General features: G+C 71.8%; 17 protein-coding genes and 1 pseudogene. 14 read left to right on the forward strand and 4 right to left on the reverse strand.

Annotated features, from left to right (window positions below; genetic code table 11):
• Positions 1-703 (forward strand): peptide chain release factor N(5)-glutamine methyltransferase (gene prmC, locus DZG00_RS05100; protein WP_119455439.1); only part of this gene is annotated, 703 nt, incomplete at its 5' end.
• A gap of 39 nt (positions 704-742) precedes the next feature.
• Here prmC and DZG00_RS05105 read toward each other — a convergent pair.
• Entirely contained in the window at positions 743-1,396 is a 654-nt protein-coding gene (locus DZG00_RS05105) for an HAD-IA family hydrolase (RefSeq protein WP_119381267.1), read from the reverse strand.
• Positions 1,397-1,467: 71 nt separating this feature from the next.
• Between DZG00_RS05105 and DZG00_RS05110 the strand changes: the two genes are divergently transcribed.
• The 12 genes from DZG00_RS05110 to yaaA all read left to right on the forward strand — a co-directional run bounded on the left by DZG00_RS05110 (position 1,468) and on the right by yaaA (position 12,141).
• Positions 1,468-2,439, forward strand: coding sequence for an L-threonylcarbamoyladenylate synthase (locus DZG00_RS05110; protein ID WP_233548835.1), 972 nt, complete (start codon positions 1,468-1,470; stop codon positions 2,437-2,439).
• Positions 2,436-3,755, forward strand: a complete 1,320-nt coding sequence (locus tag DZG00_RS05115; protein ID WP_119381269.1) for an MraY family glycosyltransferase — start codon at positions 2,436-2,438, stop codon at positions 3,753-3,755. The genes DZG00_RS05110 and DZG00_RS05115 overlap by 4 nt, the downstream gene beginning before the upstream one ends.
• Positions 3,752-4,222, forward strand: coding sequence for a Cg1360 family ATP-synthase-associated protein (locus tag DZG00_RS05120; protein ID WP_119381270.1), 471 nt, complete (start codon positions 3,752-3,754; stop codon positions 4,220-4,222). Before DZG00_RS05115 ends, DZG00_RS05120 begins: the two co-directional genes overlap by 4 nt.
• Before the next feature lie 178 nt (positions 4,223-4,400).
• On the forward strand, positions 4,401-5,225 hold the full coding sequence (gene atpB, locus DZG00_RS05125; protein WP_511171560.1) for a F0F1 ATP synthase subunit A: 825 nt from the start codon (positions 4,401-4,403) through the stop codon (positions 5,223-5,225).
• A 46-nt stretch (positions 5,226-5,271) separates the two neighbouring features.
• Entirely contained in the window at positions 5,272-5,502 is a 231-nt protein-coding gene (locus tag DZG00_RS05130) for an ATP synthase F0 subunit C (RefSeq protein ID WP_119381272.1), read from the forward strand.
• A 9-nt stretch (positions 5,503-5,511) separates the two neighbouring features.
• The gene (locus DZG00_RS05135) at positions 5,512-6,078 is read left to right on the forward strand and encodes a F0F1 ATP synthase subunit B (protein WP_119381273.1); all 567 of its coding nucleotides are present in this window, start codon (positions 5,512-5,514) and stop codon (positions 6,076-6,078) included.
• Complete coding sequence (locus DZG00_RS05140) at positions 6,078-6,869, forward strand: F0F1 ATP synthase subunit delta (RefSeq protein WP_119381274.1); 792 nt, start codon at positions 6,078-6,080, stop codon at positions 6,867-6,869. Before DZG00_RS05135 ends, DZG00_RS05140 begins: the two co-directional genes overlap by 1 nt.
• Positions 6,870-6,924: 55 nt before the next feature.
• On the forward strand, positions 6,925-8,562 hold the full coding sequence (gene atpA / locus DZG00_RS05145; protein ID WP_119381275.1) for a F0F1 ATP synthase subunit alpha: 1,638 nt from the start codon (positions 6,925-6,927) through the stop codon (positions 8,560-8,562).
• A 49-nt stretch (positions 8,563-8,611) separates the two neighbouring features.
• Entirely contained in the window at positions 8,612-9,511 is a 900-nt protein-coding gene (locus DZG00_RS05150) for a F0F1 ATP synthase subunit gamma (protein WP_119381276.1), read from the forward strand.
• A gap of 33 nt (positions 9,512-9,544) precedes the next feature.
• Positions 9,545-11,005: a F0F1 ATP synthase subunit beta gene (gene atpD / locus DZG00_RS05155; protein ID WP_119381277.1), complete on the forward strand. Its 1,461-nt coding sequence runs from the start codon at positions 9,545-9,547 to the stop codon at positions 11,003-11,005.
• A gap of 1 nt (position 11,006) precedes the next feature.
• Positions 11,007-11,276, forward strand: a complete 270-nt coding sequence (locus tag DZG00_RS05160; RefSeq protein WP_012037856.1) for a F0F1 ATP synthase subunit epsilon — start codon at positions 11,007-11,009, stop codon at positions 11,274-11,276.
• Between the two features lie 109 nt (positions 11,277-11,385).
• Positions 11,386-12,141, forward strand: a complete 756-nt coding sequence (gene yaaA / locus DZG00_RS05165; RefSeq protein WP_119381278.1) for a peroxide stress protein YaaA — start codon at positions 11,386-11,388, stop codon at positions 12,139-12,141.
• Between the two features lie 46 nt (positions 12,142-12,187).
• On the opposite strand, the gene DZG00_RS05170 is transcribed toward yaaA, so the two are convergent.
• The 3 genes from DZG00_RS05170 to DZG00_RS05180 form a co-directional block, all read right to left on the reverse strand.
• Positions 12,188-12,781, reverse strand: a complete 594-nt coding sequence (locus DZG00_RS05170) for a DNA-3-methyladenine glycosylase I (protein ID WP_119381279.1) — start codon at positions 12,779-12,781, stop codon at positions 12,188-12,190.
• Positions 12,778-13,401, reverse strand: a complete 624-nt coding sequence (locus DZG00_RS05175) for a methylated-DNA--[protein]-cysteine S-methyltransferase (RefSeq protein WP_119381280.1) — start codon at positions 13,399-13,401, stop codon at positions 12,778-12,780. The genes DZG00_RS05170 and DZG00_RS05175 overlap by 4 nt, the downstream gene beginning before the upstream one ends.
• Positions 13,402-13,507: 106 nt before the next feature.
• Complete coding sequence (locus DZG00_RS05180; RefSeq protein WP_119381281.1) at positions 13,508-13,987, reverse strand: Lrp/AsnC family transcriptional regulator; 480 nt, start codon at positions 13,985-13,987, stop codon at positions 13,508-13,510.
• A 231-nt stretch (positions 13,988-14,218) separates the two neighbouring features.
• On the opposite strand from DZG00_RS05180, the pseudogene DZG00_RS05185 reads away from it, so the two are divergent.
• A pseudogene (locus tag DZG00_RS05185) lies at positions 14,219-14,734 on the forward strand (FHA domain-containing protein); the annotation flags it as partial.

Here is a 14,734-nt window from a genome sequence, read left to right on the forward strand (position 1 = left end):
CGTGGCCGCCGCATACGCCGAGCGCGTCCTCGCGCTGGCCGCGCGCCGCGCCCGCCGCGAGCCGCTGCAGCACATCACGGGCGTCGCCCACTTCCGCTCGCTCGAGCTCCTCGTGGGCCCGGGCGTCTTCGTGCCGCGGCCCGAGACCGAGCACGTCGCGCAGCTCGCGATCGACGCCCTGGGTGCCGCGACCGGCGAGGCGCCCGTCGCGGTCGACCTCGGCACGGGATCCGGCGCCCTCGCGCTCGCGCTCGCCACCGAGGTGCCGCACGCGCGCGTGCACGCGATCGAGGTGTCGCCCGAGGCGCACGCGTGGACGGCCCGCAACGTGGAGCGCCTCGCGCCCGACGTCGACCTCGTGCTCGGCGACCTCGCCGACGCGTTCCCCGAGCTCGACGGCCGGGTCTCGGTCGTCGTCTCGAACCCGCCGTACATCCCGGTGGACGCGATCCCGCGCGACCCCGAGGTGCGCCTGCACGACCCCGCGCTCGCGCTCTACGGCGGCGCGGACGGCCTCGACGTCGTGCGGCTCGTCTCGACGACCGCGCGGCGGCTGCTGCACCCGGGCGGCGCCCTCGTGATCGAGCACGGCGAGCTGCAGGGCGACGCGATCCGCGCGCTCCTCGAGGCCGACGGCTGGCGCGCCACCGCGACGCACCAGGACCTCACGCGGCGCGACCGCGCGACGACCGCGCTGCGCTGACGCGGATCCGCGTCAGCCCGACGGCCCTGGCCCGGCGGCTCAGCCCCGGCGCGCGTGCCGCCGGATGAACGCCTCGACGGCCGGCAGCAGGTCGCCGTCCCCGCGGACGTGGTGCCCGCTGATGCCGAGGCCGCGCGCCGACGCGACGTTGTCCTCCCGGTCGTCGGCGAAGAAGGTCCGCTCGGCCGGGTGCCCGTACGCGGCGAGCACCCCGCGGAACACGGCGGGATCGGGCTTGCGCGCGCCGTAGCCGCTGGAGGTCCGCAGGTGCTCGACGCCGAACAGCGGCACCAGCTCGGGCGCGAGCTCCGGGAGGTGGCGGGCGGCGAGCGCGTTGTTGTTGGTGAGCAGCGTGATCCGCCCGGCCTCGCGCGCCCGGGCTACCGCCTCCAGCGCCTGCGGGCGCACGACCATCGACGCGCGGCGCCGGCGCACCCACTCCTCCTCGTCCATCTCCACGCCCACCGCGGCGCAGAACGCGCCGAGGTAGGAGTCGGCGTCGAAGCGCCCGGCCTCGGCCGCCCATTCGCCGTCGTCGTTGTACCAGCGGCGGCGCAGCTCCGGGAGGTCGTACCCGGTCGCGGCCGTGATCCGGTCGGCCGGCCCGCGCCAGTCGTGGTCGTACAGCACGTCGTCCATGTCGAACACGAACAGGAGCCCGTCGGGGCCGGGGGATGGGGGCGCGGAGGTCACGACGCCCAGTATGCGGGCGCCGGCGCGGCGCGGATCCACCGCTCAGGGCCACGGCCACGCGCTCGGCTACGATGAGCGACGACATGGCGCGCATCTACGACTGCTCAGTCGACACCGACCTCCTCACCGGCATGAGACTCGCCCGACAGGCGGTGGGCCGCGGCGAGGTCGTCGTCATCCCCACCGACACCGTCTACGGCATCGCCGCCGACGCGTTCAACCCTGAGGCGGTGCAGCGGCTGCTCGACGCGAAGGGCCGCGGACGCGACGCCCCGCCGCCCGTCCTCATCCCCGGGCAGTCCACGCTCGACGCCCTCGCCGACTTCGTGCCCGACGTCGTCCGTCGCCTGGTGGACGAGTTCTGGCCGGGCGGCCTCACGGTGATCCTCGTGGCGCAGCCCTCCCTCGTCTGGGACCTCGGCGAGACCCGCGGCACCGTCGCGCTGCGCATGCCCGCCAACTCGTACGCGCTCGAGCTCCTCGCGGAGACCGGCCCGCTCGCGGTCTCGTCCGCCAACAGGACGGGTCAGCCCGCGGCCGCGACCGCGCAGGAGGCCGTCGACCAGCTCGGCGGGTCGGTGGACGTGTTCCTCGACGGCGGCGCCGCCGGGGGAGCGGCCTCGACCATCGTCGACGCATCGCGCGTCACCCAGGCGGGCGGCCGCGTGCGCATCGTGCGCGAGGGCGCCGTCACGCGCGCGCAGATCCAGCAGCTCATCGGCGACGAGCTCGAGCCCGTCGTCGCCGCGCCCGCCGAGCCGGAGCACCAGCCCGCGGAGCCCGAGCGGCACCCGGCGCCCGACGAGCCGGAGGCCCCGCGCGGCACGGCGAGCGGCGCCGAGCGCGTCGAGGGACCCGCGGATCCCGCCGCCGCGCCCGCCGCGGAGCCGACGGACGCGGAGCCCGTGGACGCGGAGCCCGCGACCGACGCCGGCCCGACGTACCCCGAGTTCGTCGAGCCCGCCGAGCAGACGCCTACCGAGCCCGCCGCCGCGCCCGCCGCGACCGAGCCCCCCGCGGATCCGCCCGCGCACCCCCGGTGACCTACTACGCCGCCATGGCGGTCGTGTCGGCGGTCATCACGCTCGTCCTGTCGATGGTCGTCATGAAGCTCGGCTACCGCTACAAGCTCTACCCGGCCATCCGCGCGCGCGACGTGCACACGCGGCCGACGCCCCGGCTCGGCGGCGTGGCGATGTTCGCGGGCATCCTCGTCGCGTTCGCCGTGGCCTCGCAGGTCTCCTGGTTCAGCCTGGTGTTCGACCGGCCCGGCCCCGTCTTCGCGATCCTCGGTGCCGCGCTCATGATCGTGGTGATCGGCGTCCTCGACGACATCTACGACCTCGACTGGATGATCAAGCTCGCCGGCCAGATCCTCGCCGCGGGCCTCCTCGCCTGGCAGGGCGTCGCGATCTCCTCGCTGCCCATCGGCGGCCTCACGGTCGGCTCCTCGCAGATGTCGATCATGCTGACGATCTTCGCGATCGTCCTCGTGATGAACGCCGTCAACTTCATCGACGGGCTCGACGGCCTGGTCGCGGGCGTCGCCATCATCGCGAACGGCGCCTTCTTCCTCTACAGCTTCCTGCTCTCGGACACCGCCACCGGCCAGACCGAGCGCTTCAACCTCGCGTCGCTCATCAGCGCGATCCTCATCGGCGCGTGCCTCGGCTTCCTCCCGTTCAACTGGCACCCCGCGAAGCTCTTCATGGGCGACGCGGGGGCGCTGCTCGTCGGCCTCCTCATGGCCACGAGCGCCATCGCCGTCACCGGCGAGATCGACCCGAACCCGGAGACCTTCGGCCGCTCGCAGCTGCTGCCCGCGTTCCTGCCGATCCTGCTGCCCTTCGCGATCCTCATCGTGCCGCTGCTCGACTTCGCCCTCGCCGTCTTCCGGCGGCTCAAGGCCGGGAAGTCGCCATTCAGCGCCGACCGCAAGCACCTGCACCACCGCCTGCTCGACATGGGCCACTCGCGGCTGCACGCGACGCTGATCTTCTACGCGTGGACCGGCGTCGTGTCCGTCGGGTGCCTGCTCATGTTCGTCGTGCAGCCGTACGCGTGGGGCGTCGCCTTCATCGCGGTCGGCATGATCGTCTGCGCCGTCGTCACCCTCGCCCCCCTCAGCCGTCGCAAGCGCCTCGAGGCCGCCGCCCAGCTCGTCCCCGCCGACGCGGACTCCGACGACGCCGCGGCCTACGACCCGCTCGACGAGGCCGCGGCCGACCGCCCCCTCGCACGCCTCACGGAGTCCGAGCTCGACGCCGTCGAGCGCGAGCACGCCGACCTCGCCACGGGAGCCATCGCGACCCGCCCCACCGACGCCCCGCCCCCGGGGACAGCCAAGGAGCCGACATGACCGACAGCCCGAGCGCCCCCGCCCGCGCGCAGCGCCCCGCCAAGAAGGACGTCTTCACGCGCATCCTCATCGGGGGAGCGCTGCTCGCCCTGGCCATCGCCGTCGTCGGCGGCATCGTCGGCTTCGCGGTCGACGGCGGCCGCGGGCTCCTGAGCGCCGTGATCGGCAGCGCCATGGCGCTCGTCTTCCTCGGGCTCACGGCCGGCAGCATCCTGTTCGCGAACCGGTTCCAGTCGTCGCCGATCTACCCGACGCTGTTCTTCTCGGTCGTCCTCGGCGCGTGGCTCGTGAAGTTCGTGGTGTTCCTCGTGGTCGCGATGGTGCTCAAGGAGCAGTCGTGGATCAACGTGGTCGTGCTCTTCATCACCGTGATCGTCGGCGTCGTGGGCACCCTCGTGATGGACATGGTCGTGATCACCAAGGCCCGCGTCGGCTACGTCAGCGACGCGCAGCTCCCCGGGCAGTAGCCGCCCGCCCCCGCCCCGCCGGCAGGGCGGACGCGATTAGTCAGGGCACCCTCATTGTTGATAGTCTCTCTCGTGACGATTCCCGTCGGGCCGTGCCCAGATCCACCTCACGCCGGCGTCTTCTCACCCCATCCGTTCGTCGCCGCGAGAGCTCGCGCTCCACGCCCCGAAACAGGAGATAGCGCTGTTAGCCACCGCTGCACCCAGCATCATCACCCTCGCCGCTGAAGACTCGGGTGAGGGGTTCCACGCTCCCACGCTGTCGGAGTTCTTCCCGCCGATCGCCTTCTTCGAGGGCACCGGGTTCGACCTCAACCGCATCATGCTCATCAGGCTCCTGGTGATGGCGATCCTCGTGGTCCTCTTCATCGTCGGCACCCGGAAGCTCGCCCTCGTCCCCGGACGCGGCCAGAACCTCATGGAGATGGGCGTCGACTTCGTCCGCGTCAACATCGCGGAGGACATCCTCGGCAAGAAGGACGGCCGTCGCTTCCTGCCGATCCTGATGACCATCTTCTTCCTGGTCCTCGGCATGAACCTCACGGGCGTGATCCCGTTCCTCAACATCGCGGGCACCTCCGTCATCGGACTCCCGATGCTCCTGGCCGCCGTGGCGTACGTCACCTTCATCTACGCCGGCATCAAGGACCGGGGGATGGGCTTCTTCAAGAACAGCCTGTTCCCGCCCGGAGCGCCGAAGCCCGTCTACATCCTGCTGACGCCGATCGAGTTCCTCTCGACCTTCATCATCCGGCCGGTCGCGCTCACGCTCCGACTCCTGATGAACATGCTCGTCGGCCACCTCCTGCTGGTGCTCTGCTTCTCCGCGACGTGGTTCTTCCTCTTCGAGGCGCAGGGCGCGCTCAAGTTCCTCGGCGCCGGCACGCTCGTCCTCGGATTCGCGTTCACGCTCTTCGAGCTGCTCGTCGCCGTCCTGCAGGCCTACATCTTCGCCCTCCTCACCGCCGTCTACATCCAGATGGCCGTGGCGGAGGAGCACTAAGCGATCTCGTCGACCAACGAGATCACCCAACCGGAAGGAAACCCCAGTGGACCCCATCATTCTCGCCGAGATCAACGGCAACATCGCGACCGTCGGCTACGGCCTCGCAGCGATCGGCCCCGGCATCGGTGTCGGCATCGTCGCGGGCAAGACCGTCGAGGCCATGGCCCGCCAGCCCGAGATGGCCGGCAGCCTGCGCACCACGATGTTCCTCGGCATCGCGTTCTCCGAGGCGCTCGCGCTCATCGGCCTCGCGACCTACTTCATCTTCCAGTAAGGACCGCGCATGATCTCGCCCCACAACGTGATGGCGGCAGGTGAAGAAACGCCGAGCATCCTCCTCCCCGCGGTCTACGACATCGTGTGGTCGGCGGTCGTGTTCGTCGTCCTCCTGGTCGTCATCTGGAAGTACGCGCTCCCGCGCCTCTACGCCATGCTCGACGGCCGCACCGAGGCCATCGCCGGCGGCATCGAGAAGGCCGAGCGCGCGCAGGCGGAAGCCGACGCCGCGAAGGCCGAGCTCACCGCTCAGCTCGCCGAGGCGCGCGCCGAGGCCGGCCGCATCCGCGAGCAGGCCCGCGTCGACGCCACGGCGATCGCCGCGGAGATCAAGGAGCAGGCCACGGCCGACGCCGCCCGGATCACCGCGAGCGCCACGCAGCAGATCGAGGCGGAGCGCCAGCAGGCGGTCGTCTCGCTCCGCTCCGAGGTCGGATCGCTCGCGATCGACCTCGCGTCGGGCGTCATCGGCCAGAGCCTCACGGACGACCAGCGCTCCACCGCGCTCGTCGACCGGTTCCTCGCCGACCTGGAGGCCAACGAGGCCGCCGGCAGGACGGGATCCGCCAGCTGATGGGGAGTGCATCGCGCGCATCGCTGGACTCGGCACGCCGCGTCCTCGCGGAGCTCGGGGGCGTCGACCTGTCGACGGCCGGTCAGCTCCTCGGGGCCGGCCGCGCCATCGGCGGATCCACGCACCTGCTCTCCGCGATGGCGGACAGCGGCATCGCGCCCGAGGTCAAGCACAGCATCGTGGACCGGGTGTTCGGCGCCACCGTGCAGGAGCCCGCGCTGCGCGTCCTCCGCGCCGTCGTCGACGGCCGGTGGTCGTCGCACGACGAGCTGCTCGCCGGCATCGAGGAGCTCGGCATCCGCGCCGTGGCGATCTCGGCACCCGCGGGCACGCCCGTCGAGTCCGAGCTCTTCACGTTCGGCCGCGCCGTGTCCACCGACGACGGCCTCGAGCTCGCGTTCGGCGACAAGCTGGGCGACCCCGCGGCCAAGTCGACGCTCGTCCACCGTCTCCTCGACGGCCGGGCATCGGAGCAGACGGTCGTCATCGTCGAGCAGCTCGTGCAGCAGCCCCGCGGCCGCCGCATCGGCGAGCTCGTGCGTCACGCCGCCACCCTCGTGGCCGACCAGGCGGGCCTCACCATCGCCACGGTCAGCGTCGCCTCGCCCCTGTCGCCCGAGCAGTCGGAGCGACTCGCGCAGGCACTGAGCCGCCGGTACTCCCGGCGGGTCGAGCTGAACCAGGTCGTGGACCGCGACCTCGTCGGCGGCCTCCGCGTCCAGATCGGCGACGACGTCATCGACGGCAGCGTCGCCACCAGGATCAACGATTTGAGACTCCAGTTCGCCTGACCGGCGGGCGTCACCTCGGAAGCCGTCGGCTTCCGTGAATGCAAAGGGAAAGAAGATGGCAGAACTTTCGATCAGCCCCGACGAGATCCGGGACGCGCTCAAGGACTTCGTGCAGTCCTACGAGCCCGGCAAGGCCTCGACCACCGAGGTCGGCTACGTGCTCGACGCGGGCGACGGAATCGCCCACGTGCAGGGCCTGCCCGGCGTCATGGCCAACGAGCTCATCACGTTCGCCGACGGGACCCTGGGCCTCGCCCAGAACCTGGAGGAGAGCGAGATCGGCGTCATCGTGCTCGGCGAGTTCGCCGGCATCGAGGAGGGCATGGAGGTGCGCCGCACCGGCGAGGTGCTCTCCGTCCCCGTCGGCGACGGCTACCTCGGCCGCGTCGTGGACCCGCTGGGCAACCCCATCGACGGCCAGGGCGAGATCGCGACCGAGGGGCGCCGCGCCCTCGAGCTCCAGGCCCCCGGCGTGATGCAGCGCAAGAGCGTGCACGAGCCCATGCAGACCGGCATCAAGGCCATCGACGCCATGATCCCGATCGGCCGCGGCCAGCGCCAGCTCATCATCGGCGACCGCCAGACCGGCAAGACGGCCATCGCGATCGACACGATCATCAACCAGAAGGCCAACTGGGAGTCCGGCGACACGAACAAGCAGGTGCGCTGCATCTACGTCGCCATCGGACAGAAGGGCTCCACCATCGCCTCGGTGCGCGGCGCCCTCGAGGAGGCCGGCGCCATGGAGTACACGACCATCGTCGCGTCCCCCGCGTCCGACCCCGCCGGCTTCAAGTACCTCGCCCCCTACACGGGCTCGGCCATCGGCCAGCACTGGATGTACGGCGGCAAGCACGTCCTCATCATCTTCGACGACCTGTCCAAGCAGGCCGAGGCCTACCGCGCCGTCTCGCTCCTCCTGCGCCGCCCGCCGGGACGCGAGGCGTACCCCGGCGACGTGTTCTACCTGCACTCCCGCCTGCTCGAGCGCTGCGCCAAGCTCTCGGACGAGCTGGGCGCCGGATCGATGACGGGCCTGCCCATCATCGAGACGAAGGCGAACGACGTCTCGGCGTACATCCCGACCAACGTGATCTCCATCACCGACGGTCAGATCTTCCTGCAGTCCGACCTGTTCAACGCGAACCAGCGTCCCGCGGTCGACGTCGGCATCTCGGTGTCCCGCGTCGGCGGCGACGCCCAGGTGAAGAGCATCAAGAAGGTCTCCGGCACGCTCAAGCTCGAGCTCGCGCAGTACCGCTCGCTCGAGGCGTTCGCGATCTTCGCGTCCGACCTCGACGCGGCCAGCCGTCGCCAGCTCGCCCGCGGCGCGCGCCTCACCGAGCTGCTCAAGCAGCCCCAGTACTCGCCGTTCCCCATCGAGGAGCAGGTCGTCTCGATCTGGGCGGGCACGAAGGGCAAGCTCGACGAGGTGCCCGTCGAGGACATCCTCCGCTTCGAGCGGGAGCTGCTCGACCACCTCCACCGCAACACGGAGGTCCTGTCGCAGCTCAAGGAGAAGAACGTCCTCACCGACGACATCACCGACGCGCTCGACAAGGCCGTGGACCAGTTCAAGCTCGAGTTCCAGACGGGCGAGGGCAAGCCGCTCGCCTCCGTGGGATCCGAGAAGTTCGAGCCCGCCAAGGCCGAGGACGTCAACCAGGAGCAGATCGTCAAGGGCAAGCGCTGACGCGCTCGCCCCACCGATCCGCCACCGACCGAGACCGATAGGGAGACTCATGGGAGCGCAACTCCGGGTCTACACGCAGAAGATCAAGTCCGCGCAGACGACGAAGAAGATCACCCGCGCGATGGAGCTGATCTCCGCGTCGCGCATCCAGAAGGCGCAGCAGCGGATGGCGGCGTCCGCGCCGTACTCCCGCGCCGTCACGCGCGCGGTCTCGGCGGTGGCGACGTTCTCCAACGTCGACCACATCCTCACGACCGAGCCCGAGAAGGTGGAGCGGGCGGCGATCGTCATCTTCGCCTCCGACCGCGGCCTCGCCGGCGCGTTCAGCTCCAGCGTCCTGAAGGAGTCGGAGCAGCTCGCCGCGCTCCTCCGCTCGCAGGGCAAGGACATCGTGTACTACCTGGTGGGCCGCAAGTCCGTCGGGTACTTCAAGTTCCGCAAGCGCTCCTCGGAGCGCATCTGGAGCGGGAGCACCGAGAAGCCCGAGTTCGAGACCGCGAAGTCGATCGGCGACGCGCTCGTGGAGAAGTTCGTGACGCCGGCGTCCGAGGGCGGGGTGGACGAGATCCACATCGTCTTCAACCGCTTCGTGTCGATCGCGACGCAGAAGCCCGAGGTCGTCCGCCTGCTGCCGCTCGAGGTCGTGGAGGGGGTGGAGGCGCCCGGAGAGGGAGCCGTCCTGCCGCTCTACGAGTTCGAGCCCGAGGTGGGCGACGTGCTCGACGCGCTGCTGCCCGTCTACATCGAGAGCCGCATCTTCAACGCGATGCTCCAGTCGGCCGCCTCCGAGCACGCCGCGCGCCAGAAGGCCATGAAGTCGGCGAGCGACAACGCCGACAAGCTCGTGACCACCTACACCAGGCTGCGGAACAACGCACGGCAGACCGAGATCACGCAGCAGATCTCCGAGATCGTCGGCGGCGCGGACGCGCTCGCCTCCAGCAAGTAACCCACGCACCACGGATGAAGAAGAGAGACATCAATGACTGACACCGCCACTGCGCCGGTCGCCAGCGACAGCGTGGCCGGCGTCGGACGCATCGTCCGCGTCACCGGCCCGGTCGTGGACATCGAGTTCCCGCACGACTCGATCCCCCCGGTCTACAACGCCCTGAAGACCACGATCACCATCGGCGAGGAGTCGACGGAGATCACGCTCGAGATCGCGCTGCACCTCGGCGACGACGTCGTGCGCGCCATCGCCCTGAAGCCCACGGACGGGCTCGTCCGCGGCCAGGAGGTGCGCGACACGGGTGCCGCCATCTCGGTGCCCGTCGGCGACGTCACCAAGGGCAAGGTCTTCAACGTCACCGGCGACATCCTCAACAACGAGGGTGGCGAGCCGATCGAGATCACCGAGCGCTGGCCCATCCACCGCAAGCCCCCGATGTTCGACCAGCTCGAGTCCAAGACGCAGCTGTTCGAGACCGGCATCAAGGTCATCGACCTCCTCACCCCGTACGTGCAGGGCGGCAAGATCGGCCTGTTCGGCGGCGCGGGCGTCGGCAAGACCGTCCTCATCCAGGAGATGATCCAGCGCGTCGCGCAGGACCACGGCGGCGTGTCCGTCTTCGCCGGCGTCGGCGAGCGCACGCGTGAGGGCAACGACCTCATCATGGAGATGGAGGAGGCCGGCGTCTTCGACAAGACCGCGTTGGTCTTCGGCCAGATGGACGAGCCGCCGGGAACGCGCCTGCGCGTCGCCCTGTCGGCGCTCACGATGGCGGAGTACTTCCGCGACGTGAAGAACCAGGACGTGCTGCTCTTCATCGACAACATCTTCCGGTTCACGCAGGCGGGCTCCGAGGTCTCCACGCTCCTCGGCCGCATGCCGTCCGCTGTGGGCTACCAGCCGAACCTCGCGGACGAGATGGGCGTGCTCCAGGAGCGCATCACGTCGACCCGCGGCCACAGCATCACGTCGCTGCAGGCCATCTACGTGCCCGCGGACGACTACACCGACCCGGCACCGGCCACCACGTTCGCGCACCTCGACGCGACCACGGAGCTCAGCCGCGAGATCGCGTCGCGCGGTCTCTACCCGGCCGTCGACCCGCTGACGTCCACCAGCCGCATCCTCGACCCGCGGTACCTGGGCCAGGCGCACTACGACACGGCCACCCGCGTCAAGGCGATCCTGCAGAAGAACAAGGAGCTGCAGGAGATCATCGCGATCCTCGGCGTCGACGAGCTCTCCGAGGAGGACAAGGTCACGGTGTCGCGTGCGCGCCGCATCCAGCAGTTCCTCTCGCAGAACACGTACATGGCGAAGAAGTTCACGGGCGTCGAGGGCTCCACGGTGCCGCTGAAGAACACCATCGAGTCCTTCTCGAAGATCGCCGACGGCGAGTACGACCACGTCGCCGAGCAGGCGTTCTTCAACGTCGGCGACCTCGACGACGTCGACCGCCGCTGGTCCGAGATCCAGAAGGAGAACGGCTGACATGGCCCGCGCTGATCTCACGGTGACCGTGGTCTCCGCCGACCAGCAGGTCTGGTCGGGCCAGGCGTCCATGGTCGTCGCGCGCACCAGCGAGGGCGAGATCGGCATCCTGGCCGGTCACGAGCCGCTCCTGGCGATCCTCGCGACCGGCAACGTCCGCATCACGCAGGACGGCGGCGCCGTGATCACGGCCGACGCCGACGAGGGCTTCCTCTCGGTGGAGAACGACAACGTGACCGTGGTCGCGCGCAAGGCCGCACTGGTCGCGTAGCGTCTCGTCCGTCCGATGGCGGGCGGTCCCCTCGGGGGCCGTCCGCCTTCGTGCGTCCGGACGCGGTTCCATCCCCGTCCCCGTCCGTCCCCCTTCCCCCGGAGGTCCCGTGCTCGTCCTGCTGCCCCCGTCCGAGACGAAGCGCGACGGCGGGACCGACGGATCCCGTCTCGACCTCGACCTGCTCGCGTTCCCCGAGCTGACGGAGGAGCGGCGCACGGTCGTCCGCGCCGTCGCCGACCTCGCCCGGGATCCCGAGGCCGCGGCGCGCGCGCTCAAGCTCGGGCCGCGCCAGGCGGGCGAGGTGGAGCGGAACCGCGTGCTCGAGTCCTCGCCGACCATGCCGGCCCTCCTGCGCTACACGGGCGTGCTCTACGACCCCGTGGGCGCCGACACGCTCGACGCCGCGCAGCTCGCGTTCGCCGGCCGCCACGTGGCCGTGCACTCCGCGCTCCTCGGACCCGTGCGGGCGACCGACCCGATCCCCGCATACCGGCTCTCCCACGACAGCCGCGTGCCCGGCCTCCGGATGAAGGCGCACTGGGTCGCCTCGGTCCGCCGGGTGCTCGAGGAGGTGCCCGGCCTGGTGCTCGACCTCCGCTCCGAGGGGTACGCCGCCCTCGGGCCACGGCCGGGCCACGAGGACTCCGCCGTGGTGCGCGTCGTCGCCCGCGGGGCGGACGGCACGGTGCGCGCGCTCAACCACTTCAACAAGCGGGCCAAGGGCGAGCTGGTGCGGGCCCTGATCCTGTCCGGCCGCGACCTCGGGTCGGTGGCCGAGCTGCTCGAGTGGGCGGCGGGGGCCGGCGTCGAGCTGAGGCGCGGGGAAGCCGGCGAGCTGGTCCTGGTGGCCGCGCCGCACTGAGCGTCGGGTACCGTCGGGCTCCGCCGGGGATCGGGACGGACAGCGGTCAGGCGGCCCGGTGGCAGCCGACGACGTGGTCGTCGACGAGCCCGGAGGACTGCATGAGCGCGTAGACGGTGGTGGGGCCCACGAAGCGCAGGCCGCGCGCCTTGAGCTCGCGGCTGAGCGCGGTGGACGCGGCGGTGACGGCGGGGATCTCGTCGGCCGTGGCCGGGCGGGGTCGCGACCGGGGATCGGAGGCGTGCGCCCAGATCATGCGGTCGAGGGCCCCGTCCCCGTGCTCGTCGACGAGTGCCCGTACGGCGCGCGCGTTGCCGGACGCGGCGAGGATCTTGGCGCGGTTGCGGATGATCCCGGCGTCGCCCATGAGCCGCTCGACGTCGTCCTCGTCCATGGCGGCGACCGCGTCGATGTCGAAGCCGTGGAAGACCTCGCGGAATCGCGGGCGCTTGCGGAGGATCGTGATCCACGACAGCCCGGCCTGGAAGCCCTCCAGGCACAGCTTCTCGAAGAGCGGCCGGTCTCCGTGCAGCGGACGCCCCCACTCCTCGTCGTGGTACCTGCGGTACTCGGGGTCGGCGGACGACCACGCGCAGCGTGCTATGCCGTCCTCGCCGACCACGAGCGAGAGGCGCGTCATGACAGCACCGATCCCTCGAGCGCGAGCAGCTGCACCTTGGTGGCGACGCCGTCGCCCGCGCTGAAGCCCGTGACGCGGCCGTCGGCCCCGAGGACGCGATGGCACGGGATCAGGATGCACAGGCGGTTGGCCCCGACGGCGCCGCCCACCGCACGCGCGCCGCCGGGACGGCCTGCGGCCTGCGCGAGGGCGCCGTAGGTGGTGACGCCGCCGTATGGGACCCGGGCGAGCGCCTCCCAGATCGCGACCTGGAACGGGGTGCCCCGCAGCCGCACGGGCACGTCGAAGGACCGCCGGGTGCCGGCGAAGTGCTCGTCCAGCTGCCGGGCGGTCTCGGCGAGCACGGGGCTCGGGCGGTCGTCCAGGTGGTCGAGCGGGAGGACGCCCGCGGTCGCGATGGAGACCGCGACCAGCTCCTCGCCCTCGCCGACGAGCTCCAGCCGACCCACCGGGGACGGGACCCGGAGCAGCGCGGCACCCGCGGGGAGGAGGGCAGGGGCGGGAGGGAGCGGACGACGCGCATCGGCGTCGAGCCCGAGGGATCCGGGGCGTCGGACGCGCGGCGGGGAGACGGGCGGGCGCAGGGCGGCGCGGGCGGCAGGTGCGGGGGAGCGGGTCATGCGGCGAACGTACGGCGGGCGGCGCGGATCACGCCGGTAGGAGCGCGATCAGGGGACGGACGGCGCCGAGTCGTGTCGGGGGAGGAGGCGGGGGACGGCGCCGGCGTCACCGCGAGCGCCCGTGCCCGTCCTGCGTGTGGACCTTGAGGTAGACGAACGTCTCCGTGCTCACGACGCCCTCCAGCGCGCGGATGCGGGCGTTCAGGAGCTCGACGAGCTCCTCGTCGTCCTCGCAGACGACCTCGGCCAGGAGGTCGAAGGTGCCCGCCGTCATGACGACGTAGTCGACGGCGGGGATGTCGGCGAGGGCGTCGGCGACCATGCGCACGTCGCCGCTCACCGTGACGCCGATCATGGCCTGGCGTGTGAGCCCCAGCTGCTGCGGATCGGTGAGCGCGACGATGCGGATCACGCCCCCGTCGGTGAGCTTCTGCACGCGCTGGCGGACGGCGGCCTCGCTGAGGCCCACCGCCTTGCCGATCTCGGCGTACGACCGGCGGCCGTCCTCGCGCAGCTGCTCGACGATGGACCGGGAGATCGCGTCGACGGGGAGCCCGCGGGCGGAGGGGCGCTGCGACGTGCTCATCGTCCGAGCATGGCAGTCCCCGGGTGACCGGGCAACCGGATCCGCGGTGAGGGGTCGCGCGGACGGTCCTGATGCCCCTCCGCGAGCCGGTCGCGGGTCGCTGTCCGACGGTGGTCGCACCCCTCGGGCGGGGCACGTCCGCGCGGTAGGATCGTGAGTCAGCGCGTCCGGCCGCCCGAGGCCCGGCGCCGACCGCCCGACCGGGCGCCGACCCTCGATGGAGCCCATGACGTGAGCGAGGGCTCCCACCGTTCCTCTCCCGCAGGCGCGGGATCCTCGGGTCTCGCGGTCGTGACGCCGCACGCGGTCGTGATCCTCCCCGACGGCGCTCCCGCGGGCGTCGTGGAGGACCTCTGGCGCACCCTCGCGGATCCGGCGGTCGCCGCGGAGGCGATCGTCGCGGCGCTGCCGCTGCGGGGACCCGACGGCGTCGCATCCTTCGCCGTGCTGGTGCACGAGCCCGGCGGGCCCGACGGCGCGCGCCTCCAGGTGGTGCTGCGCGGCGACGCCGTGATCGACGCCGACATCGCCGGATCCGCGGATCCGCGTCGGGTCGACGCGCGCCAGGCGCAGCCCTTCTACCTGGCGACGCTCGACCGGGTGCGGGCCTACCGCGCCGGGCGGGCCGGTGCCGGGGCCGCCGTGATCGCGCCGGGCGGGCTCCCGCTCATCGCCGGCGCCGTCGCCGCGGATGCCGTGGGCTGGCGCCTCGACGACGCGGGATCCGGCGACGACGGGGCGGGCGCG

Source organism: Clavibacter lycopersici (genome assembly GCF_003576405.1).
Taxonomy (GTDB): Bacteria; Actinomycetota; Actinomycetes; order Actinomycetales; family Microbacteriaceae; genus Clavibacter; species Clavibacter lycopersici.

Coding starts and splice junctions, on each gene's coding strand:
- atpA (WP_119381275.1), top strand. CDS start 6,925: ATGGCAGAACTTTCGATCAGCCCCGACGAGATCCGGGACGCGCTCAAG.
- DZG00_RS05120 (WP_119381270.1), top strand. CDS start 3,752: ATGACCGACAGCCCGAGCGCCCCCGCCCGCGCGCAGCGCCCCGCCAAG.
- DZG00_RS05175 (WP_119381280.1), bottom strand. CDS start 13,401: ATGACCCGCTCCCCCGCACCTGCCGCCCGCGCCGCCCTGCGCCCGCCC.
- DZG00_RS05180 (WP_119381281.1), bottom strand. CDS start 13,987: ATGAGCACGTCGCAGCGCCCCTCCGCCCGCGGGCTCCCCGTCGACGCG.
- DZG00_RS05170 (WP_119381279.1), bottom strand. CDS start 12,781: ATGACGCGCCTCTCGCTCGTGGTCGGCGAGGACGGCATAGCACGCTGC.
- DZG00_RS05150 (WP_119381276.1), top strand. CDS start 8,612: ATGGGAGCGCAACTCCGGGTCTACACGCAGAAGATCAAGTCCGCGCAG.
- atpD (WP_119381277.1), top strand. CDS start 9,545: ATGACTGACACCGCCACTGCGCCGGTCGCCAGCGACAGCGTGGCCGGC.
- DZG00_RS05135 (WP_119381273.1), top strand. CDS start 5,512: ATGATCTCGCCCCACAACGTGATGGCGGCAGGTGAAGAAACGCCGAGC.
- DZG00_RS05110 (WP_233548835.1), top strand. CDS start 1,468: ATGAGCGACGACATGGCGCGCATCTACGACTGCTCAGTCGACACCGAC.
- DZG00_RS05140 (WP_119381274.1), top strand. CDS start 6,078: ATGGGGAGTGCATCGCGCGCATCGCTGGACTCGGCACGCCGCGTCCTC.
- DZG00_RS05160 (WP_012037856.1), top strand. CDS start 11,007: ATGGCCCGCGCTGATCTCACGGTGACCGTGGTCTCCGCCGACCAGCAG.